Origin of the sequence: Candidatus Nitrohelix vancouverensis, assembly GCA_015698305.1 — a bacterium.
In the GTDB taxonomy this organism is placed as follows: Bacteria; Nitrospinota; Nitrospinia; order Nitrospinales; family VA-1; genus Nitrohelix; species Nitrohelix vancouverensis.
Window position 1 is genome coordinate 2,110,867 of sequence record CP048620.1, and the last position, 23,674, is coordinate 2,134,540.

The 23,674-nt window shown below is 50.0% G+C and carries 21 protein-coding genes; 6 read left to right on the forward strand and 15 right to left on the reverse strand.

Features of this window, described 5'->3' with window-relative positions; translation table 11 throughout:
- The first annotated feature begins 157 nt into the window (after nt 1-157).
- The 3 genes from G3M78_09740 to G3M78_09750 all read left to right on the forward strand — a co-directional run bounded on the left by G3M78_09740 (nt 158) and on the right by G3M78_09750 (nt 1,936).
- Nucleotides 158-913 (forward strand): hypothetical protein, encoded by a 756-nt coding sequence (locus G3M78_09740; protein QPJ65659.1) that lies wholly within the window; start codon nt 158-160, stop codon nt 911-913.
- A 110-nt stretch (nt 914-1,023) separates the two neighbouring features.
- Nucleotides 1,024-1,707, forward strand: coding sequence for a hypothetical protein (locus G3M78_09745; protein QPJ65660.1), 684 nt, complete (start codon nt 1,024-1,026; stop codon nt 1,705-1,707).
- 31 nt (nt 1,708-1,738) lie between these two features.
- Nucleotides 1,739-1,936, forward strand: coding sequence for a hypothetical protein (locus G3M78_09750; protein ID QPJ65661.1), 198 nt, complete (start codon nt 1,739-1,741; stop codon nt 1,934-1,936).
- 51 nt (nt 1,937-1,987) lie between these two features.
- Here the strand turns inward: G3M78_09750 and G3M78_09755 are convergent, their stop codons facing one another.
- The 12 genes from G3M78_09755 to G3M78_09810 form a co-directional block, all read right to left on the reverse strand.
- A complete protein-coding gene (locus G3M78_09755; GenBank protein QPJ65662.1) occupies nt 1,988-3,148 on the reverse strand; it encodes a methionine adenosyltransferase in 1,161 nt (386 codons plus the stop codon).
- Nucleotides 3,149-3,193: 45 nt separating this feature from the next.
- On the reverse strand, nt 3,194-4,966 hold the full coding sequence (gene ptsP, locus G3M78_09760; GenBank protein QPJ65663.1) for a phosphoenolpyruvate--protein phosphotransferase: 1,773 nt from the start codon (nt 4,964-4,966) through the stop codon (nt 3,194-3,196).
- A 57-nt stretch (nt 4,967-5,023) separates the two neighbouring features.
- A complete protein-coding gene (locus tag G3M78_09765) occupies nt 5,024-5,488 on the reverse strand; it encodes a PTS sugar transporter subunit IIA (GenBank protein QPJ65664.1) in 465 nt (154 codons plus the stop codon).
- A gap of 34 nt (nt 5,489-5,522) precedes the next feature.
- Nucleotides 5,523-5,825 carry a ribosome-associated translation inhibitor RaiA gene (raiA, locus tag G3M78_09770; protein ID QPJ65665.1) on the reverse strand — a complete coding sequence of 101 codons (303 nt, stop codon included), beginning with the start codon at nt 5,823-5,825 and terminating at the stop codon, nt 5,523-5,525.
- 119 nt (nt 5,826-5,944) lie between these two features.
- Entirely contained in the window at nt 5,945-7,435 is a 1,491-nt protein-coding gene (rpoN, locus tag G3M78_09775; GenBank protein ID QPJ65666.1) for an RNA polymerase factor sigma-54, read from the reverse strand.
- A gap of 15 nt (nt 7,436-7,450) precedes the next feature.
- Nucleotides 7,451-8,188, reverse strand: coding sequence for an LPS export ABC transporter ATP-binding protein (gene lptB, locus G3M78_09780; protein ID QPJ66825.1), 738 nt, complete (start codon nt 8,186-8,188; stop codon nt 7,451-7,453).
- A gap of 15 nt (nt 8,189-8,203) precedes the next feature.
- Nucleotides 8,204-8,788: a hypothetical protein gene (locus G3M78_09785; GenBank protein QPJ65667.1), complete on the reverse strand. Its 585-nt coding sequence runs from the start codon at nt 8,786-8,788 to the stop codon at nt 8,204-8,206.
- The gene (gene lptC / locus G3M78_09790) at nt 8,785-9,225 is read right to left on the reverse strand and encodes an LPS export ABC transporter periplasmic protein LptC (GenBank protein QPJ65668.1); all 441 of its coding nucleotides are present in this window, start codon (nt 9,223-9,225) and stop codon (nt 8,785-8,787) included. The genes G3M78_09785 and lptC overlap by 4 nt, the downstream gene beginning before the upstream one ends.
- Before the next feature lie 69 nt (nt 9,226-9,294).
- Entirely contained in the window at nt 9,295-9,777 is a 483-nt protein-coding gene (gene tsaE / locus G3M78_09795; GenBank protein QPJ66826.1) for a tRNA (adenosine(37)-N6)-threonylcarbamoyltransferase complex ATPase subunit type 1 TsaE, read from the reverse strand.
- Nucleotides 9,778-9,865: 88 nt separating this feature from the next.
- On the reverse strand, nt 9,866-10,852 hold the full coding sequence (locus G3M78_09800) for a DUF1835 domain-containing protein (GenBank protein ID QPJ65669.1): 987 nt from the start codon (nt 10,850-10,852) through the stop codon (nt 9,866-9,868).
- Nucleotides 10,853-10,908: 56 nt separating this feature from the next.
- On the reverse strand, nt 10,909-12,459 hold the full coding sequence (locus G3M78_09805) for an NAD(P)H-hydrate dehydratase (GenBank protein QPJ65670.1): 1,551 nt from the start codon (nt 12,457-12,459) through the stop codon (nt 10,909-10,911).
- Between the two features lie 59 nt (nt 12,460-12,518).
- Nucleotides 12,519-13,130, reverse strand: coding sequence for a hypothetical protein (locus tag G3M78_09810; GenBank protein ID QPJ65671.1), 612 nt, complete (start codon nt 13,128-13,130; stop codon nt 12,519-12,521).
- Nucleotides 13,131-13,210: 80 nt separating this feature from the next.
- On the opposite strand from G3M78_09810, the gene G3M78_09815 reads away from it, so the two are divergent.
- Nucleotides 13,211-13,780 (forward strand): glutathione peroxidase, encoded by a 570-nt coding sequence (locus tag G3M78_09815; protein ID QPJ65672.1) that lies wholly within the window; start codon nt 13,211-13,213, stop codon nt 13,778-13,780.
- Nucleotide 13,781: 1 nt separating this feature from the next.
- On the opposite strand, the gene G3M78_09820 is transcribed toward G3M78_09815, so the two are convergent.
- A complete protein-coding gene (locus G3M78_09820; GenBank protein ID QPJ65673.1) occupies nt 13,782-14,387 on the reverse strand; it encodes a hypothetical protein in 606 nt (201 codons plus the stop codon).
- A complete protein-coding gene (locus tag G3M78_09825; protein ID QPJ66827.1) occupies nt 14,374-16,899 on the reverse strand; it encodes a glycogen/starch/alpha-glucan phosphorylase in 2,526 nt (841 codons plus the stop codon). Before G3M78_09825 ends, G3M78_09820 begins: the two co-directional genes overlap by 14 nt.
- A 153-nt stretch (nt 16,900-17,052) precedes the next feature.
- Here G3M78_09825 and G3M78_09830 point away from each other — a divergent pair, with 153 nt between their 5' ends.
- Complete coding sequence (locus tag G3M78_09830) at nt 17,053-18,402, forward strand: UTP--glucose-1-phosphate uridylyltransferase (protein QPJ65674.1); 1,350 nt, start codon at nt 17,053-17,055, stop codon at nt 18,400-18,402.
- 385 nt (nt 18,403-18,787) lie between these two features.
- Complete coding sequence (locus tag G3M78_09835) at nt 18,788-19,201, forward strand: hypothetical protein (GenBank protein ID QPJ65675.1); 414 nt, start codon at nt 18,788-18,790, stop codon at nt 19,199-19,201.
- 90 nt (nt 19,202-19,291) lie between these two features.
- Here G3M78_09835 and G3M78_09840 read toward each other — a convergent pair whose 3' ends face one another.
- On the reverse strand, nt 19,292-23,668 hold the full coding sequence (locus G3M78_09840; GenBank protein QPJ65676.1) for a hypothetical protein: 4,377 nt from the start codon (nt 23,666-23,668) through the stop codon (nt 19,292-19,294).
- Between the last annotated feature and the right edge of the window lie 6 nt (nt 23,669-23,674).

Genomic DNA, 23,674 nt, shown 5'->3' on the forward strand with positions numbered 1-23,674 from the left:
TCAATGGCGAAAAATAAGGCGTGAAACGTTTCTTTTGATTTAGCTATGATATCCTGTGTTCTGTAAATTCATTTAGCGTCCTGTTTTTTTTAATCAATGATTTTTTTCGGTGAGACGACCCATGCGCAACCGATATTATTTTAATTTCATTATAGTTATGCTGTGGGTTCAATTCCTTGCGCCTGGATACCTTTATGCTCAGGAAGACGTTGAATCGATGGTCCGCGAGCGCTTGAGCGTCGATGGAAAAAGCCTCGATTTGAGCGGCGCTCGTCTGGGAGTCGCGGGAGCCAAGATTCTGGCGGGAATGCCGGAACTGGAGACCTTGGAGCGTCTGGTGATACAGGGCAATAGAATTCAATATGCGGGTATGAAGGCCCTGGCTAAATCGCCTTATTTGAAAAATTTAAAATATCTTGATCTGTGGGGCAATTTGTTAGGGGACATGGGACTTAAGGCGATCATCGATTCGGCTTACTTGAAAAACCTCGAAGAATTGAAAATTTGGAAGAATGAGATTGGCGAGGGCGGACTTAAATTATTAGCGCAGTCCAAAAATTTTTCTAAATTACGGATTCTGTTGCTGAACGATAATTTGATCAGCCCGGAGGGGGTTGCATATATCGCGGAATCTACAGCTTTCGAGGCTTTGGAGACCTTGAATTTGTTTCGCAATGAAATTGGAGATTACGGAGCGCTTGCCTTGTCGAAGGCGAAACATTTGAAGAGTATCAAGGAATTGTATCTCGGCCAAAACCAGATCACGGATGCGGGGGCGGTTCCTTTGATTGAGTCGGATGCCTTCCCAAATATTACGATACTGGATCTGTCGCAAAATGATTTGAAGGAGCCTTCGTTCATGGCGGCATATCAACGGATCAAGCGAAGCCCGGTACAGATCATGACCCGATGATTCTGATCGATCAAAAAAGAATTTGGAGGCTCTAAACTTTTAGCCTTTTGTGTCGATGTATCGAATAAGGCCTGACTGGCCTCTGATTCTATTTGAAGGGTAGACAGGCGATGCATTTCTTTAAATCCATTCTATTATATTTGTGTGCGCTTTGCTGTCTGATGGCGTCGGGCGTCGCTCTAGCCGGGGAACGGGAGCAGTTCGTCGATCTTGTCCAGTTTGAGGGAAATACCCTGTTCGATCACGATACTTTGGCGGCCCGCGTCGATATGGGAGATGGAATCATGGTCGACAAGAAATTGATGAGGCTCTTTGCGGAAGAAGTGCGAGCTTATTATGCGGCCAATGGTTTTTACAACGTCCTGGTGTACCCAGATTACAGAGTCGTTGACGGAATCATAACTTTCAAGATCGATGAGTCGGCGGAATTCGAGCATAATCGCTTGACGGCGGTGCGAATGGTGAAAAGGGCCTATGCGTTGAGTGGGGCGACTCCCAGTCGGGAGATGCAAAAGATGGCGACGGATCAATTGACCCTCGCGTTTGCGGATAGAAGGATGATGGAGCGCGACCGTAGAATGCGGCAACGCGAAAATATTGAACGCTACGTTTCTTTAAGAATTAAGGAAATGCGCGAGAAAACCCAGGCCTTTGCCTCGCATCGGGAGAAGATTCGGGAACACGAGCATCTATTGCTTGTTAAAATGAGAGAGAACGCGGTGAGGCGTTTGGAGCAAATGGCGGCAGTACAAGCTTTATTGGATCAGGAAGTGGAGGAGGATCTGTTGCCTTAACAGGAACACTGTCACTTAGAGGAGATACAAAATGAAGAATGCCTTGCAATGTCTGGTTGTTTTATTTATAGCGCTGGGTGTTGCTGTTGGATTGCAGGCCTGCACGACGACGCCTCATGAAACGACTGTTCAAGAAGACAAGGATCGGGCCGTAAAAGAGGAAATTCGATCTAAAGAAGCGGATACGGTGCGAGAGGATAAAACCAATCCTGAATATCTGAATCGATAAATCAAGCGTGGAAAGACACGGAGTCCCTTTCGAAAGGGACTCCGTTTTTTTTTAGAGTCCGGCGTCTTTTCTCAGCTTGGCCGCTTTGTCCGTGGCTTCCCAGGTGAAGGAACTCTCATTGCGACCGAAATGACCGTAAGCCGCGGATGGGGTGAACCTCGGTTTGAGCAGATCCAGAGATTTGACGATGCCCGCCGGTTTCAGTAAGAAGTGAGATCGGATCAAATCCTCCAGAATGTCTGGGTTGACCTTGCAGGTGCCGAAGGTTTCCACGAAGACGGAGACGGGATCGGCCACGCCAATGGCGTAGGCGAGTTGAACTTCGCATCGGTCGGCGATACCGGCGGCGACCAGATTTTTTGCAACGTAACGCGCCATATACGCCGCGGAACGATCCACTTTGGAGGAATCTTTTCCTGAAAAAGCCCCGCCGCCGTGCCGTGCAAAACCGCCATAAGTGTCGACGATGATTTTTCGACCCGTCAAACCGCAATCCCCGTGCGGACCGCCCACGACGAAACGACCGGTCGGGTTGATATACACTTTCATTTTTGGATGCTGGTAACGCGCTGGAATGACTTTATTGATGACTTGCTCGCGAATCTCCGCGCGCAATTGGTTGTTTTTGATCTCTGGCGCGTGTTGAGTGGAAATGACCACTGTTTCGATATGGACCGGTTTGTTCTTTTCATAACGAACTGAAACCTGGGACTTGCTGTCCGGGCGCAGGTAAGGGAGAATGCCTTTTTTTCGTTGCTTTGCGAGTTCTTTAACCAGTTTGTGCGCGTACATGATGGGCATGGGCATCAGTTCTTTGGTTTCCTTTGATGCATAGCCGAACATCATTCCCTGATCGCCCGCTCCCTGCTCGTGTTTGTCGTCGTCGACGCCGCGCGCGATGTCTTGAGATTGCTCGTCCAGCGAAACGAGTACGCCGCAGGTGTGAAAATCAAAGCCCTTGTCCGAGCTGTCGTAGCCGATATTTTTAATCGTGTTGCGTGCGATTTGGGGGATATCCACATAGCAATTTGCTGAGATTTCTCCGCTGATCATCGCGTAACCGGTGGTGATCATGGTTTCGCAGGCAACGCGCGCTTTGGGGTCTTGCGTCAGAATGGCGTCGAGGATGGAATCTGAAATCTGGTCCGCCATTTTGTCAGGGTGTCCTTCAGATACGGATTCTGAAGTGAATAAATAATTGTTGGGATTCATGGAATTCCTTCTTTTAAAGGGTTGCTTTGTATTGACTGTATAAGATTATTTTAAGGGTTGCTCTGTCAAGTAATCGAGGTTGTGCTCAAAATCGTCGGGGAATTTACGTTTCATTTCATCGATAATGAAATGATTGATCTCTTGCGTGGAATCCATACTCATGGCTTTCTGTGCGAGAGCCTGAGCTTCGATATGGGAAATCTTACGTAGAATTTTTTTTACTTTTGGAATGGAGTGAGGCTCCATGCTCAATTCATCCACCTTGCCAAGACCGATCAATAGCAGTGTGGCAATCGGATCGCCTCCCAACTCGCCGCAAATGGAAACTTTTTTGCCGGCGTTTTGAGCGGCGAGAATTACTTTTTTTAAAGTTCTTAAAACCGCAGGATGAAAGGGTTGATACAAGTGCGCGACGTTTTCATTGATCCGGTCGACGGCCAGCAGGTATTGAATCAGATCGTTGGTTCCGATGCTGATGAAATCGGTTTCTTCAATGATCTGGTCGATGCATACCGCTGCGGCGGGAGTTTCGATCATGACGCCGACTTCAATATCTTCGTTGAAGGGTATTTGTTTTTCCCGCAATTCATTCTTGGCGGCTTCCAGAATTTGATTCGCTTGACGGATTTCAGAAACGGACGCAATCATTGGATACAAAATTTTGATGTCGCCGTACAAACTGGCTCTCAATATGGCGCGTAGCTGGGACAGGAATAATTCCTGATTCACCAGAGACAGACGAATGCCGCGCAAGCCGAGAGCGGGATTGTTTTCTTCTGCGACGTAAATATTGTGCAGGGGTTTATCGGTTCCGAGGTCCAGCGTCCTCACTATCACCGGATAAGGTTCAACGCCGCGGGCTACTTTTTTAAAATTAAGGTAAAGCTCCTCTTCGGTTGGCAAACGCTCGACGCCCAGATATAAAAATTCAGTGCGATACAATCCCACGCCTTCGGCGCCAAATTTTTTCAGAGAATTGATCTCGTGGGCGGATTCAATGTTTGCGCGCAGATTGACCTTGTAGCCATCCTTGGTTTCTGCGGTTTCATGGATGTTTTCCAGAAGCTTGGTCTGGTATTTCTGGTAATTAACGCTTTTGGTCCGATAGACGTCGAGTATCTTTTCCGACGGGTTGATGAGAACGTGACCGTCGATCCCGTCGATAATGACAGGGTCCCCCGAGTTGATATTAACTGTGAGGTCTTTGACGCCGACAACCGCTGGAATACCCATCGCGGATGAGAAGATGGCGAGGTGGGAGGTCTTGCCGCCGACCTCCGTCGCCAGGCCCAGAATGAGCGAGCGCGGCACCAGCAAAGTGTCTGAAGCGCTCAGGGAATGCGCGATCAGAATGATAGGCTCCTGTATGTCGGCAAGGCTTTCCTGATGGTGACCGATCAGGTTGCGCATGATCCCGTGAACCACCAGATCGAGATCGTCCTGTTTGCCCTTGAGGTATTCATCGTTAATATTATTGAACAGCGTGGTGAACTTTTCATGAGTTTGAGACAACGCCCACTCAGCGTTCATGAGGTCCTCGCTGATCTTTTCAACGGTTTCATTGACCAGGATATCGTCGTCGAGAAGAAGCAGATAGGTGTCCAGAATGACGGCGTATTTGTCCGCAACCTTTCGGGCGCGTTGTTTGACCGCCTGCATCTCATGTTTGGACGCGTCAATCGCCTGGCGAAGACGCTGGATTTCCGCGTCGACCTCGTCTGCGCTGATTTTGTATTTGACGATACAAAACTTGGACTGGTTGAGCAGGTGAGCTTTACCAATCGCAATCCCTTTGGATGCGGCTATTCCTTTATACACGACAAACTTTCATGATGAGCCAATGATAAATTAGGGGCCTTGGACACTCAGCCCGGTTCAAATAAACTTTGAATCTTCGTTCACCAGAATGGAGTAAATTTCTTCCTGATCGCTTGTGTTGATAATGGCTTCGCGCAACTGAGGATTCTTCAGTAGTCGCGATATCCTGGCGAGGGCTTTCAGGTGCAATCCTGTGGAGTTGATCGGGGCAATGACCAGGCATATAAAGTGCACAGGTTTTTTATCGAGAGATTCGAAATCAAGCCCCCCTGGCGCCCGGGCAAACAAGGTGGTGATGTGTTCCACTTCTTTGGATTTTGCGTGTGGAATGGCTACATTTTCTCCAATGCCGGTACTTCCAAGGTTCTCTCTCTCCATCAACGATTGATGTAATGTTTCAGGATCTTTGATCACTCCATTGTCCGCAAGAAAGGCTGAGAGTTCTTTCAGAACATCTTCTTTACTCTTGTTGGATAAGTTTGGAATGATGAAATTCTTCTTTAGAATTTCTGTGATTTTCATTCGTCTTTATCTGCTTGTGTTGTAGGTCTGAGATTTATTGTATGGGGAGGTCTTTGATGGTGGCCCCATGTTTCGGTCGTTTTTCCTTAATTTTATCTCTGTGTTTTTTCAACTGCTTGTCCAGTTTTTCCACGGTGCTGTCGATCGCGCCGTATAAATCTTTTGTTTCGTCTTCGCTATGAAACGTTACGCCTTTACCTTTCACAGTGATTTCCGCCTTGTGGCGATATTTCTCTACGGAGAGGATGGCGTGCACGTCGATCATTCCTTCCAGATCGGTGACAATCTTTCCGAGTCTCTCTTCAAGGTGGTCTTGAATGGCGGGGGTGATATCCATGTGTCTGCCAGTTACTGTAAGCTTCATAGTGTTCTCCAATCTTTCAATACATGTAAGGCTTCTATTATTAAAGTAGCTTATCTAGCGGGGATCAATCAAGTGAAGAAAATCGATTCGACTTAGATTAGGCGCTTTCTTTTGTTGGCAGGGGGGATATTCAGCTCTTTTCTGTATTTCGTGATAGTCCGTCTGGCGATTTTCGCGTTCTTTTCCACAAGCGCCGCGACCATCTGGTCGTCTGTGAGGGGGCGGGTTGAATCTTCCTGAGCAACGATTTCCTTGATCATGTTTTTCACTCGAACAGACGACATGTTGTTGCTTCCCTCGCAGGAGCGGATGCCGCTGTGAAAAAAGAATTTCAGTTCGTAGATGCCTTGCGGTGTGTCGATGTATTTGTTGGTGGTGATGCGGCTCACGGTGGATTCGTGCATTTCTATGTCCAGAGCAACATCTTTGAGAACCATGGGGCGCAGGTAAGACAGGCCTTTATCCAAAAACTCTTTTTGTAACTTGATTATGCTTTTGCCCACCTTGTATATGGTTTGCCTTCTCTGGTCAATACTTTTGATGAGCCACAAAGCGGATTTGTATTTGTTCTCCAGATATTCGCGCGTTTGACCTTCGGAGGCGGTTTTCAGCAGGTCGTGGTAATAAGGATTGATCCTCAGTCGGGGCACCTCGTCGTCATTCAGGGCGAGGTCATAGCCTTCTTCGGTTTTGACGACGACGACATCGGGAACGACGTAATCGATTTTTTCGGAACTGAAATCCATTCCCGGCTTGGGTTGAAAACAGCGGATGATCTGGAGGGCGTTGAGAACGGTCTCTATGTCGAGCTTCAGTTCGGAAGCGATTTTGGGAATGCGCCGGTCTTCCAGTCGTTCAAGAAAATTTTCGATCAATTCTTCGACCAGCGGAATCCGTTCGGGCAGACTTCGGGCCTGAATCATCAGGCATTCTTTGAGGGAACGGGCGCCGACACCGGTGGGTTCAAAGGTCTGGATCACCGCCAGCACCCGTTGCACGTCTTCCACAGGCTCGGAGCAATCGGCGGAGATTTCCTCGACGCCACAGATCAGGTAGCCGTCGCTTTGAATATTGCCAATGATGCAGGCGCCGATGAATTTATCCTTGTCGCTGTCCACGGCAAGGTTGAGTTGCCAGTGCAGATGTTCTGAAAGGGAGGGTTCTTTCCTGTAGGTGGCTTCTATGGAAGGGCGTTCTGTGTAGCTGTCCGCCGACATGCCGCCATCGAGATTGGATTGGATGAAATTGTCCCAGTCGATTTCCTGCTCGGCCACCGTTTCCGAAGCGCTTTCGTCGTCGCCGTTTACAGGCGCGAGTGTTTCTTCCACTGAGAATTCTTCGAGGGGCGCTTCTTCCAGGTCATTATCGGGCGCTTCCAGATCTTCTTCCGTGTCCTGCGATATTTCTTCGTCGTTTTCTTCCAGCTCTTCGAGGAGCGGGTTGTCGACCATTTCCTGCTGAACCAGTTGAGCGAGTTCCAGACGGGCCAGCGGGAGCAATTTGATCGCTTGCTGGAGCATGGGAGTCATGACCAGCTTCTGGGTCATTTTCAAGCCCAGTCCCATTTTCATTTCCATGCCCATGATGAAAAATCCCCGTTAGAAAGTGAACTGCTCGCCCAGATAGATTTTTTTTACTTTCGCATCCTGCGCGACGTCAAAAGGTCGGCCGGATGCGATGATCTCGCCTGCGTTGATGATGTAGGCCCGGTCGGTGATGCTGAGAGTCTCGCGTACGTTGTGGTCGGTGATGAGGATGCCGATGCCCATGTTTTTCAAGTGGCGGATGATGGATTGAATGTCCGAAACCGCGATGGGGTCGATACCGGCAAAGGGTTCATCGAGTAAAATGAACAGCGGCGAGTTCGCCAGCGCGCGGCTGATCTCGACCCGTCTTCTTTCTCCGCCGGAGAGGGCGTAGGTTTTTGCGTTCTTGATATGCAGGATATTGAGTTCTCTCAGCAGGGAACGCGCTTTTTTCTTACGGTCGAAACTGGACATCTTGTGCGATTCCAGCACCGCCAGTATATTCTCCTCCACCGTTAGCTTTCTGAAGACCGACGCCTCCTGGGGAAGATAGCCGATGCCTTTACGCGCGCGCAGATGTATCGGGTGACGGGTGATCTCTTCGCCGTCGAGAAAGACTTTGCCTGCATCCGGTCGGGTCAGTCCCACCACCATATAAAAGGTGGTGGTTTTACCGGCGCCGTTGGGGCCCAGCAGACCAACGATTTCCCCTTTTTTCACGGAAATGCTGATGCCTTTAACAACCTGTCGGTTCTTGTAGGACTTGACTAAATTGGATGTTCGTAGCCCTTCTTCATTTTCCACGAGTATTTATTTGCGAATGGCTCAGCGCGAGCCCGTGTTTGTATTATGCGTGGACGCCACTTCAGGTGGATTTGTCATATCGGGCGCGCTGTCCTGTGCGTCGCTTTTTTTGTCGTCCTTCGATTTTGGATACAATTTCATGCGCACTCGCTGGTTAACGACAAAGCGGTCTTTTTCGAGCAGGAAGATCATCTCCCTGCCTTCGATAATATCCTTGCCCTGCCATGCGGTGGCTTTGGGTACGCCGGTCAAAATGATCTTCTGCAGGCTGTCGAGGTAAATTGCCCTATCGCCTTGCGCTTTGGTTTCTCCGCGCGTGATCTGGACGTTGCCCATTGCGACGATTTCTTCCGTCTTCGACTTGTCGTCGGTGTTATAGACTTCCAGAACATCGGATTGGATGGTGAGGTCGCCCCAAACGCCGACAACGTTGCCTGAAAAAATAATTTTTTGCCCGGCATTTTCCGAGCGCATCCGGTCTGCGTTGATTTCAATAGAACGTTCGGCTCCGGGCGTCGCCGAAGTTGCATTCTGCGCCGAAATCGTTGGAACCAGGGCTAAAGAAGTGATAAGCCCGATGGCTAAAAAACAGTTTCGGATTTTCATTGGGTCTGCGCCTCTGGATTTGGATCGGATTGGTTCGTCTTTGCCATGCGTTCTTTAATCAGGCTGGGTTCGCCAATCAGGCGAACGTTGCCTTCGAGATGGAATTCTTCGGTTTTATTGTTCAGCGTTCCCTGATCGGCGGAAATGCTGAAGGGGCGCCCGTTGTCCCTGGCCATTTTGATGTCGACCTTTTGCAAATGGGTGGTGTCTTCCTTCTGGTTGATCTGCGCCTTGTGCGCTTTCAATTCCCATTCTTTCTTGCCGTTGGATTCGTGGCTCAGCTTGAAATTTTCAATTTGCACGTCGATGCCTTCTTCAAGGTCGGTGAATTGAATGTTGCCGATGGAGCTTTCGTAGCCCGAATAAATTTTTATGCCAGAGAATACGATCAGACCTATTGCCGAGGCAAGTAGTAAGCCTCTGATTTTATTAAGCATATTAAATCTTCATTTGAAGAGGGTTGCTTAATGCAATTGCCATACCAAGCGAAATTTTGCCATATGGCGCTATTTTTGTAAAGGGAAAATTGACCAGTCGTGATCGGGCATCAGCGTGGGGGACAGATGAATCAGGCGGGATTGGGGGCCGGGCGATAAAATGCGTATTTCCAAAAACTTATCAATTCCAAAACTATCTCTCAGCGAGGCGCCTTCAGAAGGTATTAATTTTTCGGCCCACTCCACGAGGGTGACGCCGTCGCCAAACAAATAATCTTCGAGTCCCAGATTGTTCACGTCGGCGAAGGTGTCGAGACGGTAGAGATCGATATGATAGATCGGAATATTTCCTGAATATTCGTTGATCAGCGTGAAGGTGGGACTGCGCACATAGTCGGTCATTCCAAGGCCATTGCAGATTCCCTGGGTGAGCGTGGTCTTGCCTGCGCCGAGATCGCCATGAAACAGCACGATGTCCTGTCGTTTCAAACAGCGTCCGATCGATTGTCCAAGCGCCAGGGTTTCTTCAGGGCTTTCGGTCTTGAATTGCATTTCAGGGCTTGCGCTCATCGGGGTTTCCAATTTGAAGTTTCTGAATAACGGGCCTGTTGTATCGCGAATCCGGGAGCGATGCCAGATTTTATTTAGGCGCCTGGGGGCGATGATTCTCTGGGTCCCAACGCCAGCAATCTGTTGTGGTCAGGTGGACGCCGCCCACCCAGCGGTCGATTCCCAGCGTGTCAATCAAATCCTCGGCTCCGTTGAGAATGCTTTCACCCAAAGCGCTGAGGCTGAGTTTGGATTGCAGATAGATCGAGGCTTGTTCCCGGCTCTTGCGAAAGGGATAGCCGCCCGGAGGCAAGCCGTCGATCAGGGCATGCGAAGGCATCGTCATTCCGTCGAGCCAACGCCAGAAGGACCAATCGCCCATGAAGGCCGGAGTTTCCGCTTCGTTGTATTTCCCGAAAAGTTCCCTTGCGGTTATTTCCGGATTTTGACCGACGATTTGCAGTATGTGTTGTTGCGTCAGGTTCAGTCCATTGCTTGTGGATGGAAGTTCCTTCAGCAGGCGCGTCAGCGAATTTTTTAAAAAGGGAAGTTCAGCAAGATCGTTGCCAGCGAGGTTTGCGAGCGCTTCGGGCGAAGGGGCGCGTAGAGCCTGCCATGCGCTTTGGGCCAGCGCTATTTGCTCGCCGGTTACGGGGCGTTCAAGTTTTCGGAATTCGGCGATGCTTTCGGGAGTCTGGGTTCCTAGAAAATCCGTGGCCTGAACCAGAAACAATTTGTCGAGGGGCAAAGCCTTGCATCGGTCCAACACCTGTAGGAGTTGCAACTGATCGTAGAGATCGTGTTCGAACCAGAGGGAAATCCGGTTGTAGGCCGAGCCGCGGGCCAACAGCTCGTCGCGTTCGCGAAACTGTTTGAGGGTGGGGCCGTATTCTCCCCAGCGTTGCGAAACGATAAAGCGGGCGCGGGTTTCCGCCAGTTGCAGGTCGTCCTGATCTTGCGGTATAGGGCCTTCGTGCAGAACGTCGCGCCAGGGCAGAATCTTGCTTCCGATCCCGGCTTGCTGAAGCAGGTGGGCGGCGGAATCGCCGTTGGTTATGAGCAGTTCAACATTATGCATGCAGTGTGTTCGTCTTGGATTGTCGGGGCGCGCCGATGCGCCGAAGGACTCGCAAGCTATTTATAAATCGATCGAATGCATTCCGGCAAGGCATTGATGATATCGCTGGCGATCAGGCTCACGCTTCCGTTTCGCGATGCGTATAAATCGCCCGCATACCCGTGCAGATAGGCGCCGGACAGGGCGGCCTTGTCGGCGTCGATTCCCTGCGCCAACAGACCCGCAATGATTCCCGTCAAGACGTCGCCGGAACCCGCCGTCGCCATGCCTTCGTTGCCTGTGGGGTTGATATAGGAGCGTCCGTCGGTATGGGCGATGACCGAATAGGCGCCTTTCAAAATCAGGCTGACCTGATGCTCCTGTGCGAAACGGGAGGCGACGGCAATGCGATCCGCCTGAATTTCGGCGACGCTCAGACCAGTCAGGCGCGCCATTTCCTTGGGATGCGGCGTCAGGATTTTTGGCGCGTCTCCTTTCAAGGCATCGGCGACTTGTCCCTCTAGATTGTTGAGCGCATCGGCGTCGATCACCATGGGAATTGAGAGCGCAGGGAGCAGGTCGCGCATGAGACGGATCGTGTCGTCGTTAACCGAAAGTCCGGGGCCGATGGCGAGCGCCGATTTCTCCTTGCACAATTTTAAAATCGTATCCAAAGCCTGACTCGACAGAGCGCCTGATTTGCTCTGCGGCAGGGCGACGGTCATGACTTCCAGCGGCAGTTGCTCGGCAAAGCCCATGCAATCTTCGGGGATTGCGAGAGTGACCAGCCCGCAACCGGAACGCAGGGCGGCCAGAGCGGTCAAACCCGCCGCGCCGGTTTTGCCTTTGGAACCGGCGACGACCAGAGCGTGACCGTAGACGCCTTTATGCGAATCACTGGGGCGGTGTGGAGCCCATTGCGCGATGTCGTCCGATTCGACCATTGAAACTTGAATCTGTTCCTCATCGACGGCGCTTTGCGGAATGCCAATATCGACGATTTCGACTTCCCCCATTTCTCCAGCGGAGGGGTAGAGCAGGTGACTGCGTTTGTACAAGGCTAATCCGACGGTGAGGTCGGCTTTGATATGCGGGCCGCTGATCTGGCCTGTGTCCGAATCCAGCCCCGACGGGATGTCGACGGAGACCATGAATTTGTTTTGCTGGTTCAGGCTTTCCACCACCGTCTGATAAAAATCGCGCAGGGGAGGTTTCAAGCCGACGCCAAACAAGGCGTCGATGATCGCGTCGCAATGCCGGATATGATGACGCTGGGAGGCCCAGTTGTCAGGGCCTGCTTCGATGATGGGAATTTCCATCTTTTGCGCGATGTTGGCGTTGATCGCAGAGCTTTTGGTGATCTCAGTCAGCTTGCCCGCGAGCAGGATGCGAACCGTTGCGCCAGAATTTTTGAGGTGTCTGGCGATGACGAAGCCGTCGCCGCCGTTATTGCCTTTACCGGCGACGATGATGAATTTTTTGTCGGCAATATCGTCCCACCGGCGCTCCAGCAGGCGCACAATTTCGCGACCGGCGTTTTCCATGAGGACGATGCCGGGAATGCCGTAGGCTTCGATGGAACGGGCGTCCACCGATTGCATTTCTTTGGCCAGGGCTACAGGGCGCATGAAGAAAGCCTGAAAATTAGAAGTTGCAACGCGAAAGGAATTCGGTTGGATTCATGAACTCAGACGTAAATAGAGTAGGGGTAATCGTTGGATTGGCGGAGTTGCATTTCTTCGCGGGTGGGCATCAAACCGTTGATGACGCCAAATTGATGCGGACAGTCGAAGCCCTTTTTCAGTTTCTCTTCACCCGACATGGCATTGTATTGATCCGGGGTGAGCAAGAACACTGTGTCCTTGAAATACTGTTTTATGAAAGTCTTGATATTCAAGGGACCGCCTTTGAGTTGCGGCAAGACCGCCTTGCGCTCTTCCCGATTGTCGTGGTTGTAATTGAAGCTGAAGCGGATCAAAACATTGTAAAGAAAACAGTAATGATAGGTGTTCATATGATGCCAGCAGGATTTGGATTCCAATCCTTCAAGCAGATTTTCGAGAAGGGTTCGCATGATTTCCGGTCCGCCGACCCGGTATAGATGAGGGTAGAATTTTTTGCCGTCTTCATGCCAGTAATCTCGGGGTTGCCGTTCGAGAAAGTCGATAGTTTCCCTTTCATCCTTCAAGGCAATCTGTAATAATTCGACAGGATCGATTGCGGGAGCGCCCAAAGCGTCGAGCGTGTCCAACGATCCGGTAGTTTGAGACGAGTAGATATTTTTTTTGAATGCCAGCATGAAATTAGAGTGAGACTGAGGTTTTTAAGCAAAACTATTATACTGAAATCAGGTTTATTTACCACCTTCAAACATTATATATGGATACTGTACACGAATTCAAGGCGCGTCGAATCAATGGCGATGAAATTGACTTGTCCTCTTACAAGGACGAGGTTTTGCTGATTGTAAACGGCGCGTCAAAATGCGGTTACACGCCGCAATATAAAGATTTACAGGCTTTATATCAGAAGTATCGCGAGCGCGGTTTGCGCATCCTGTTATTTCCCTGCAATGATTTTCTGCATCAGGAAGAAGACGATGAACAAACGATTCAACAATTTTGTAGCGTCAAGTTTGGCGTCGAGTTCGATTTATTTGAAAAGGTGAAAATACTGGGTTCGGAACCACACCCCTTGTACCAGTTTCTGCAGGCTTGCGGGAAACCCGCAGTTTCGCCGGGCGGACTGAAACCGACCTTGTTTTCATTTTTCAAGAAACTGGCTTATTTCTTAATGGGTAAAAAACCGCAACTTCCGGCCGGAGTGCAATGGAATTTTCACAAATTCCTGATTTCGAGAAAAGGCGAGGTGGTTTCGCATTTTCTCAGCGAAGTGGAGCCGTTTGATCCCGAGTTGATTCGTCAGATTGAGAGCGAACTGGACGCCTAGCCTAACTTGCCGGCGAAGGATCGTAAGGATTGGAGTCGAGTTGGGTGAGGTTGATTTCGTCCGCTGTGGGAACCAGTTTGTTGATGACCCCGAACAGGCAGGGAATCTGAAAGATATCGCCTTCTTTATTTTCTGCTGGCATGGAGTTGAAAGTTTCCTCTGAAATCAAAAAAGCCGTCGAAATAAAATAGTCTTCCAGAAACTGGTCGAAATTGATGTTTTCCCCATCCATTTCGGGAAACATTTCCATCCGTTGATTCATGTCCCCGTAGCTGTATTCCTCCATGATTCCGTAGAGCGCATCGTACAAATAACACAGGTGGTAGGCGTTCATTGCGAACCAGGCGTCGCGATTGACCAGTCCCTGAAGCAGGTTTTTGGACGTCGCGTTCAGTATCTTCAAGTCGCCATAGCGTGATGCGTGGGGATACAGGCGCTCGATCTGTTCCTGGCTTTGGTGTTTGTCGATATGTTGCAGACTGATGAAGATATTGCGATCCGAGACCAAGGCATTCAATAAAAAATTATAGGGGTCCATGGACTCGGGGATATTTTCGGGATGCGTATCGCCGGCATCGGCGTAGATATTTTTTTTAAAGACAAGCATAGGGAGCCCGTTCGATGTGTTTGTCAAATGTGTCTGGAAAGGAACCGTTCTTTGGATGCACTCCCCAGACGCGTGTCGAATATTCGACGATGGAACGATCGCTGGAGAATCGCCCCATATGGATCGAGTTCAGGATCGATTTGCGCGTCCAGAGCGCCGAATCCATAAAATCATTTTCCGCTTCGAGTTGAACTCGCGAATAATCGGCGAAATCTGCGAGGATGCAATAAGCGTCGTCGGGACTGAACAAAGCGTCCAGAATCGGGTGAAAGAGATTTGGATCGCCTTTTGAGAAATAGCCCTCGCGGATCATATCCAACGCAACTTTCAGTTCGGGGTCGACGGCTTGCGCCGGTTGATGACGCCTCGTTTTGAATTGTTTGACCTCGTCTGCGGTCATGCCAAAAATATAGATGTTCTCCGCGCCGACTTCCTCCAGTATTTCGATGTTCGCTCCATCCAGCGTTCCCAGCGTCACCGCGCCATTGAGGGCGAGTTTCATGTTGCCGGTACCAGAAGCTTCCATTCCGGCAGTTGAAATTTGCTGGGACAGGTCCGCCGCAGGGATGATCTTTTCTGCCAGCGAAACGGAATAATTGGGAAGGAACACAACTTTCAATGCATCTCCGATTTGCGCATCGTTATTGATTTTCTCGGCGACGCTTGTGATCAGTTTGATGATGCGTTTCGCCATAAAATATCCCGGCGCCGCTTTCCCTGCAAAGATAACGCTTCGCGGCGTGCGCTTCCCGTCAGGATTTTTTTTGATGCGCGTGTAAAGAACGATGGCATGGAGAATATTCAGCAACTGCCGTTTGTATTCGTGAATGCGCTTGATATGCACGTCAAAAATTGAGTCGGGGTTGAGCTGAACGCCAAGCGTTTTCTGAACCTGTTCGATCAGTCTCAATTTGTTGTCGCGCTTGACGCTTCGCCATCGTTGACAGAACGCTTCGTCGTCGATGTGGTCGATGAGCGATTCGAGCGAATCGAGATTGCCCCCCCATGCCTTGCCGGTGTATTGCGAGACCAGCGCTTCGAGACCGGGGTTGCATTGTTTCAGCCAGATGCGGGGCGAAATTCCGTTAGTGATATTGATGAAGCGTTCGGGAAAGAGCTTGTAGAAATTATTGAATATTTGTTCCCGGAGTATCTTGCTGTGCAGTTGGGCCACGCCATTGATGGTATGACTGCCGACAATCGCCACATGCGCCATGCGCACTTGTGGAACATCTCCTTCTTCGATCAGGGAGAGGGCGCGGGTCTGTGCGTCGTCTACATTCTGCTCTACGCGAATTTTTTGTAAAAAACGGTGGTTGATCTCATAGATGATTTGTAAATGCCGCGGCAGAATTTTCTCCATGAGAGACACCGGCCATTTTTCCAACGCTTCCGGCAGAACCGTGTGATTGGTGTATCCCATCGTGCTGACGGTGATCTCCCAGGCTTTGTCCCAGGGCAGACCTTCCTCATCCATCAGCAGGCGCATCAATTCGGGAACGGCGAGAGAGGGGTGCGTGTCGTTCAACTGCACGGCCATGAAGTCGCTGAACTCGTCAAAACTGCGATTGAAGTGTTTGTAGCGTTTCAACAGGTCTTGAAGCGACGCGGACACGAAAAAATATTCCTGCTTCAATCTCAACTCACGACCTTGCGCAATATTGTCGTTTGGATAAAGCACCTTGGAAATGGTTTCGCTTTCCTGCTTGCTGGTCATGGCGCGGATGTAGTCGCCGGAATTGAAGAAATCAAAATCGAAATCGCAGGTGGAACGCGCGCTCCAGAGGCGAAGGTTGTTGACGGTATGCGTTTGATATCCCGGAACGGGCGTGTCGTAGGCCATTGCGAGGACATCGTCGTGGGTGTCGACCCAGTTGAAAGCGATCCTTCCATCGGGTTCCGTGTGCGATTCGACGCGACCATAAAATTTGATGGGGTAGGTGATTTCCGGTCGCGGGATTTCCCAGGGGTTGCCGAGTCGCAACCAGTTGTCGGCATGTTCGACCTGGAAACCGTTCTCTATATTCTGCTGGAAAATTCCGTACTCGTAACGAATGCCGTAGCCAAAGCCAGGGATGTCGAGAGAGGCCATGGATTCCATGAAGCAAGCCGCCAAACGTCCCAGACCGCCATTGCCCAGTCCCGCTTCCAGCTCGACTTCCTCGATCGCTCCGAGGTCTTCGCCCAGTTCTTCCATTGCCAATTTGAGCTCTTCGGTCAATCCGAGGTTGATGACGTTTTGATAGAGCAGGCGACCGATCAAATATTCCATCGAAAGATAATTGACTTGTTTGGTTCCATTCTCATAATAGGTCTTTTGAGTGTGGGTCCATTTTTCCAACAGGAAATTTCGGATCGCGTAGGCCAGGCTGGTGAATCGTTCCAGCGGCGTTGCGTTTTCCTGAGTGGTGGCCAGACTGTATTTGAGATGCGAACAGAAGGCCTCTTTGATGGCTTCCTTTTCGGAGATTTTTTCAACGGAGGATTTTCCGTTAGCCGTTTTGTTGTTCATGGATGAGTTTGCTAAGATTAGTTTGAGGTCGATGGGCGAGGTGTGAATGGATTCCCCTTGCAAGCCCCGGGTATGCCCTGCCGCTCCAGTTTGCATCGAGCCGCTATTATGAAATGATAGTAACATACAGCTTTTGAAGCGGAAAAAGAATTGATGAATAAAAAGAGCTTTCCGAATTCTGATACGGACCTACCTCTGGACGATCCGGAAAAAACGGAGTTTATGCGTTTGTTTTCGCGTTGTTTCTCGCAGGAAGCACAGAGACTGGACTGGCATGCCCTTGAATCCCCGAGCGCTTCGGAAATGATCCCTTATGAATCTTTGCCGGACGCCTCCAGCAGGGATTTGTCTTTGCTGGATCGCGTCGCCGTCTGCAAATTGAATGGCGGACTGGGCACCAGCATGGGATGCACGCAGACCAAATCGACGATACAAGTTGCGGGAAAGCATTCCTTTCTGGAATTGATCCTGCAACAAATTCGTTGCTTGAATGAACAGGCCGGCAGCGACATTCCCCTGATTTTGATGAACAGTTTTTACACGGATGAAGAGACGCGGCAGGTCATCGCAAACGGTTCCTCCGGCGTGCGCGTGGAAATGGTTTTGCAAAATAAATTCCCTAGAATTCACTCTGAAACAAAACAGGCGCTGGACGAGGGGGAGTTTGGTAAAGAGGCCTGGTACCCGCCGGGGCACGGCGATTTGTTCAATTGTTTTTATCGCCAGGGCATGATCGATGCGCTGTTGCAAGAAGGCAGGGATATCCTGTTTGTTTCCAACTCCGACAATCTGGGCGCGGAGATGGACCCAAAAATCCTGGCTTGCATGCTCCGGGAAGACATTCCTTTTTTAATGGAGATGACTCCAAAAACCAAAGCGGATGTTAAAGGCGGAACCCTGTATGTTCAGGATGGGCGTTTGAAATTGCTCGAAATTGCTCGCGTGCCTTCGGAGCATATCGAAGAGTTTCAAGGCCAATCAAAATTCAAGGTTTTCAATACCAACAATATATGGATTAACCTGCGGCATTTAAAAAGTCGAATGGAAGAAGGCTCATTCGATCTGGAGGTAGTTAAGAATTATAAGGAAGTCGGCGGCGTCGCTGTCATTCAATTGGAGACGGCGCTAGGCTCCGCGTTGGATTGCTTCCCCAATGCCAGAGGACTTGTCGTGTCCCGCGAGCGTTTCCTGCCTGTCAAAACGACCTCAGATTTATTATTACTTCACTCCGACCTTTTTGAATTTCAGCGTGGAGCGCCCCGCTCTGCGAATCAAGATCTCCCGCAGATACGATTGAGTGAGAGTTTCACGCATCTGGAAGACTTCCATGAGCGATTTCCTGAGCCGGTTTGCATGAAGGAACTGGTTTCTTTGGAGATCGTTGGCGATGTTCGTTTTGAAGGGCGATGCACTTTTAAGGGGAATGTTCGTCTGGAATCAACAAACCTGCCCTTGGTGATTCAGGAGAACGCCATTTTAGAAAATTGCAGTTTAATTCAGTGATCCGTTTTTTCTGGCGGCATTTTAACACCTCTTATATTCCTACCTATTAGAATCTTTTTTCCTATAGCAGTTTCTTGACTCTTGCCAGACCCCTATAATAGATGCGCTTGTTTGGACTATTCTGTAACTAATCTTATTTAATAGGTTTATTTTAAGGTTGACATAGAGTTTCTGTATTTAATTTGCTCATGAACTTTATTGATAAAAATTGTTGACAGAAGAGTCTTATAGGTTTAAATTGGATTTTAGATAGGAAAAACGATTACACGGTGGTTATGTTTTCCTACGGCAAACCGATTTTGGGAAGTTTTCCAGATTTGGGTTTGGAGACGAAAAACTAAACTTTTTAAGTGTAATATCAACTAACGGGTAAGGGAGAAAAAAAATGATGAAACGCTCACTTGTTTTGCTGGTAGTACTGGTTTCTGTATGTTTTGCAGGTTCTGCGTTTGCGGGGAGCCTGAATCCAGGAGACTCCACCTCCTGTAACGATGCAAACAGCATCACGCTCGAAAATACCGGGTCTGGATCAGCCGCTGATCACCATATGGCGAACGCGGTAATTTGGAAATCATCTAATTTCACGACGATTCCTCTGACCTTGGGCACGGGTGCTGATGACCATGGTTTGGAAGGTGAGCGAGGCGTTGGTATGGCGAATAAACAGAGCAAAGGACGAAGCAAAGTCACTTTCACTCGCCAGGAAAACTTCAGCCGCGGCGATTCGCTGGGCGACATCAGCGGTGAAGTAAGAATCACGAATACGGGTACGGCCGCGATTTCTGTAAACTGTGGTTGATTCCCTTTGATTAAAGACCGGTCCGGGTTTTCCCGGGCCGGTTTTTTTTTGTCTGTTTTTGATCGCGTTCTGCCGAGGCTTTTTAAATTCTCAGTAATCCCATTCCATGTTCACACCCACCCTCGAATTTTCCCCGCCAATATCACTTTCCACATTAATGTTTGGAGTCACTTCTACCTGAACGGTTGCGGAACTGGTTTCCGTGCCCATGGTTTCTTTGACGCCAACGTATACCTTTTCTGATATATATCGACCTCCTTCGATTTGGGTGGCTCCGGAAGGATTGTTGCTGTTGACGCTGAGTTTGTCGAGTCCGAGGGAGTTGCGCACATCGTCCATGAGTTGACTGCTTCCGGTATTCATTCCCGCTAATTGCGCCGTTGCATCGACCAGTTGCACCGCTTCCAGTGGGGACAAGGTTGATGAGCTTTTACCAAATAGCAATTGAGAGAGCGCCTCGTCTTTGGGAATCTCGGGGGTGGAATCGATTTTTATTTGTGGCTGGGAAACTGTGCCGGTGACCAGTGCATGCAAGGTGACATTTTTACCCGCAATATCCGCTTTAAAGTCCAGCGTCGGCGGTTTCTTTGGAGCGCCGTCCAGGCCAATCACGCCGCGACTGAAGGTCATACGTTTGCCCAGAAAATCAAGGGTTCCCTGTTTGAGGGACAGTTTCCCGGAGACGTTCGGTTCCGCAAGCGTTCCGGTAATCAGACAGTCGGCGTTCAGCTCGGCGTTTAAGCCAGACCCGCGTACATACACTTGGTTGTTGGCTGTTACTTTCAGGTCGAACACCGGATTGAACAGTTTGATCTGCTTGTCTTCAGAATTCTGCGGCGTTGTACTTTCGGAGCCGACCTCCACATACTCCAGAATGACAACCTGTGCGGGCAGTCGATCCGGAATGCGAATATCGGCTTGATCGATGATGATTTCCCCTTTTACGGTCATCAACTCCTGATTGCCCTTAACGTTGATTGTCCCAGAAGTTTTAGCGGTCAGCGAGTCGAGACCAACGAATTGAGCTTTATCAATTTTCAGGTTCAATTCCGCGTCGAATCTTTCCAGAGAGGTCAGGTGAATGACGCCGTTCCCGGAAAGATTGCCGTCGCCCGGGGTTGTGGCGCTGAAACTTTCCATACGCATCGATTCGGCGTCTCCGACGATCCGCATTGTGATTGCATGGAGCGCGGTTCCATACAGCATGTTTTCGTATTTCCCATCGTCCAGGGACACCTTGCCGCTGAATTGTGGTTGCAACCAGGTTCCAGCCAGATCGGTTTTGAAATCGAGTTTTCCTGCGACCGATTCGCCTTCAGCCGAAAAATAATCATTCCAGACTTTCAGATCCATGCGTCCCTCGGCGTTTCCTTTTAAGGGCTGGTCTTGAGGGATGTGCGCCGTTTTGTCGGCAGGGTTCCAAACGAGAGGGGCGAGCCCTGTGAGATTCACCGTTCCGAGAACAGGCTGAGACAGTTTGGATTCCAGACGCAATTTTTGTTTCTGCCAGTCGGCTTTGACTTCGTAGACGCCCTGATCCAGGTTCAGGCCCGATTCGATCTCGAATCCCGTATCAGTGGCGAGCAGATGAATTCTGCCAATCGGTTCTTTCAAGGTCCCCGTGAGTATGACTTCTCCGTCCAGTTTTCCGGAGACTTTGAGGTCGGGTAAAATCATTCCCGCAAGGTCGAGCGGGAATTGTCGGATTAAAAACTGAGCCTTGTTTTTTTCAGCCTGCAGGCTCAGATCGCCAAGCAATTCGCCGCTTGCGACCTGCAGTTTCATTCCCTGCATTGAGATTAGTTGTGAATTTTTAGACGCAGTGAGCGGTTGCGTCAGTTTGAATGGAATCGCGCCATAGCTCCCGTTCATCTTTGAAACCAGAAGATTCATTTGAGCGTCTTTTTGATCGAAGGACCCGGCGCTTGCGATTTCAAAATTCACATTGCTGGCGCCTTTTGCCGTTCCGCTCCAGTCGATAAGATTCAAGTCGCCTTTGATCTCTGCTTTGGATTCGCTCACCTGCATTTTATTATTTTGTAAAACAATATTGTTAGCCTGCATTTGCGCGTCGATGCTGGGAGAGCGCAAAACGTCCTTCAGCTTTGCAGATAGAGAGGCCGATTCAATGCTCCAGTTTTCAGGTTCCTGGTTTTTGATGCCGCTTCCATTAGCTGTCAAGGATACGGATTGACCCTCTTGATCTGCGAGATCGACCTTGAATTCCCAGCGACCTGAGACAGCCTGACCGGTCCACTGTTCGAAGGCGAGACTGTCGCTTAGGACTCCCCTGAGAGAACCCTTGGCGATGCCTTCTGCGATACTGTATTCGAGATCGCCTTCTATTGTGGATTGCAATCCAGAAAATTTTAATTGTTCGAGTCGTATCAGTTCGCCCGGTTTGACCGCGTAATGCGAACTCCATTGCAGGGGCCGGTCCTGCCAGGAGACGGTTCCCTGAAAACTCCCTGCAGGTTCAGCGAAAGGATGTCTTACAGTGGTCGTCAGTCGCAAGTTCTGAACGCTCGTTTCTTCAATCGACAATTGCTCTGAGCTCAATTCGATATTCAATTCAGGATTCGCTATCGAACCTTTGGCTAAAATGCTGATGCTGGCGGAACCTTGCACAGGTCGGTCGAGCGGTAGCTCATCAAGTCGTGCCAGATGGAAATGCGTCTCTGCGGTCAGCGTTTGGTCGGCGTTCAAGGTTCCATGGCCTTGAGCTTCAACAGAGGCGCCTGTAATTTTCCAGCGATCTGAATGGATCGCTCCCGATGCGTCTTTCGCAATGTTCGCGGAGAAGGCGAGTCGTTTTCCCGCCATACGGTCGAGAGCAAGTTGATCGGTTTTGATATTTTCAATCGTCCCTGTGATTTGAGACGAGACGTTTTGACCGTGATCGCGGATATCGCTGTTGAGAGAGGCGACGAGCGATCCTTCGACCGGAGTCGGTAACAAGGAGGCGAAGGCTTTCAGATCCGGCGCTGAAATTTTCTGCGCCAGTTGCAGGCGGCGTCCCCAGTCTGTGACCGTCCCTGACAGTTCCATGGCGCCAGAGGGAATATCAAGTTTTGCCGTTTGTATGGAAAGATTGCCTTTTTCAGGGTCGAGTTCCCCCTGCAATTTCATTTCGATTTGCTCTGCCAGTGCGTCGAGTTTTGGGTCTGAAGTTTTCATCCCCTTAAGCGATGCCTTGCTGGCGATGGCCCAGAGCGTCTTGCCCGTCGCCGAAGCCGGAGCGAGTTTGATTTCGGAAGAGAGGGTATCCAGCGCATAGTTTTCATAAGTCGTTTTTTGCGCAGTTATTTGGGCGATCAATTCGGGCCGATCGGTCGTTCCCCTCGCTGTTCCCTTGATGCTCATAGAACTCCATGCAAGGCCTTGAGTGAAATCGGAGTAGACGCTGGATGCTTGAGGCTCAATGGCGTAAGACAGTTTTAGGTGTTGATCGTCCAGTTTCACGGCTCCCGCCAGTTTCAATTTGCCTGCGGCGGCGCTGATGTCCAAAGATTCGATCTGCAAGCTTTGTGGGGATTCCAAAGCGAGACGAAGCCGCGTATTGCTTTTAGCCAGCAGAGGCTGAAGCTCGGGCGCCAACATCAGAGCGACATTCGAGTCAAGATTCAGGGTCAACTCTGGGCGTTTCATATCCTTAGCGTTGAGTCCCAAGCCGCCTTCGACGGTCAGATCCTTGCCTGCAGAAACTTTTAAATCTCCCTGCCAATCGCTCAGCCCGCCTTGCCCGATGATTGTTGCGTCAAATTTTGGCAAGCCGGGAATGTTGAGCAAGCGCACCAGAATACCGGACTCCGGCTCATGCGCTGACATTGCCAGGTGAATCGTTTCCTGAGCGGGCTTGAACAGAATCTGAGCTTTTACAATTCCATCCGTGTCGTCAATACGCTGGAGATCAAACTCAAGAGAAAGCCCGCGTTCGATATCTTGAAATTCTATTTTGGATTTGAATGAGGCGTCTACTGGATGACCCAGAATCTCTGGAGCGATATGAATATGCTCAATCGAAAAGTTTTCCAGCAACAAAGACCAGGTGGCAGGAATTTTTGACAAGGGGGTTGCGGCGCCGGGCTGGGACGCAGAGTCCGGGGGATTCGAAGAGCCGGTTTTGTAAAGATTCACCCGTCCCATTGAGATATCGCTCACCGAGACCACTTTAGACAGAAGCATTGCAGGCGTCCATCGAACATGCAGGCGATCCACGGACGCGATTGTTCCTGCATTGTCGGATAGCTGAATGTCAGAGAGCCTCCATTCTATAGGCAGGCTTCCATCCAGTTTCCCGATGGTCACGCGATGTTCCGCATCGCTCAGCGCACTCTCAATCAGACTGGCAAGGCTGGATTTTCCTTGCGGGGTCTGAATCCAGCCCCATGCGGCGAGCAGCAGCAGGAGTATTGCGGTCAGACCAATCCCTGCGCCAATTCCAATTTTTCTGAATGTGGGTTTCATTGACAT

Excerpts from the sequence above, each read along its gene's own strand:
- G3M78_09815 (QPJ65672.1), top strand. The coding sequence starts at position 13,211 with ATGGATACTGTACACGAATTCAAGGCGCGTCGAATCAATGGCGATGAA.
- G3M78_09820 (QPJ65673.1), bottom strand. The coding sequence starts at position 14,387 with ATGCTTGTCTTTAAAAAAAATATCTACGCCGATGCCGGCGATACGCAT.
- raiA (QPJ65665.1), bottom strand. The coding sequence starts at position 5,825 with ATGGATATCACCCCCGCCATTCAAGACCACCTTGAAGAGAGACTCGGA.
- tsaE (QPJ66826.1), bottom strand. The coding sequence starts at position 9,777 with ATGCAATTCAAGACCGAAAGCCCTGAAGAAACCCTGGCGCTTGGACAA.
- lptC (QPJ65668.1), bottom strand. The coding sequence starts at position 9,225 with ATGCTTAATAAAATCAGAGGCTTACTACTTGCCTCGGCAATAGGTCTG.
- G3M78_09840 (QPJ65676.1), bottom strand. The coding sequence starts at position 23,668 with ATGAAACCCACATTCAGAAAAATTGGAATTGGCGCAGGGATTGGTCTG.
- G3M78_09755 (QPJ65662.1), bottom strand. The coding sequence starts at position 3,148 with ATGAATCCCAACAATTATTTATTCACTTCAGAATCCGTATCTGAAGGA.
- G3M78_09830 (QPJ65674.1), top strand. The coding sequence starts at position 17,053 with ATGAATAAAAAGAGCTTTCCGAATTCTGATACGGACCTACCTCTGGAC.
- G3M78_09805 (QPJ65670.1), bottom strand. The coding sequence starts at position 12,459 with ATGCGCCCTGTAGCCCTGGCCAAAGAAATGCAATCGGTGGACGCCCGT.
- G3M78_09740 (QPJ65659.1), top strand. The coding sequence starts at position 158 with ATGCTGTGGGTTCAATTCCTTGCGCCTGGATACCTTTATGCTCAGGAA.
- G3M78_09745 (QPJ65660.1), top strand. The coding sequence starts at position 1,024 with ATGCATTTCTTTAAATCCATTCTATTATATTTGTGTGCGCTTTGCTGT.
- G3M78_09750 (QPJ65661.1), top strand. The coding sequence starts at position 1,739 with ATGAAGAATGCCTTGCAATGTCTGGTTGTTTTATTTATAGCGCTGGGT.
- rpoN (QPJ65666.1), bottom strand. The coding sequence starts at position 7,435 with ATGGGCATGGAAATGAAAATGGGACTGGGCTTGAAAATGACCCAGAAG.
- G3M78_09785 (QPJ65667.1), bottom strand. The coding sequence starts at position 8,788 with ATGAAAATCCGAAACTGTTTTTTAGCCATCGGGCTTATCACTTCTTTA.
- G3M78_09810 (QPJ65671.1), bottom strand. The coding sequence starts at position 13,130 with ATGCTGGCATTCAAAAAAAATATCTACTCGTCTCAAACTACCGGATCG.
- G3M78_09800 (QPJ65669.1), bottom strand. The coding sequence starts at position 10,852 with ATGCATAATGTTGAACTGCTCATAACCAACGGCGATTCCGCCGCCCAC.
- G3M78_09765 (QPJ65664.1), bottom strand. The coding sequence starts at position 5,488 with ATGAAAATCACAGAAATTCTAAAGAAGAATTTCATCATTCCAAACTTA.
- G3M78_09825 (QPJ66827.1), bottom strand. The coding sequence starts at position 16,899 with ATGAACAACAAAACGGCTAACGGAAAATCCTCCGTTGAAAAAATCTCC.
- G3M78_09835 (QPJ65675.1), top strand. The coding sequence starts at position 18,788 with ATGATGAAACGCTCACTTGTTTTGCTGGTAGTACTGGTTTCTGTATGT.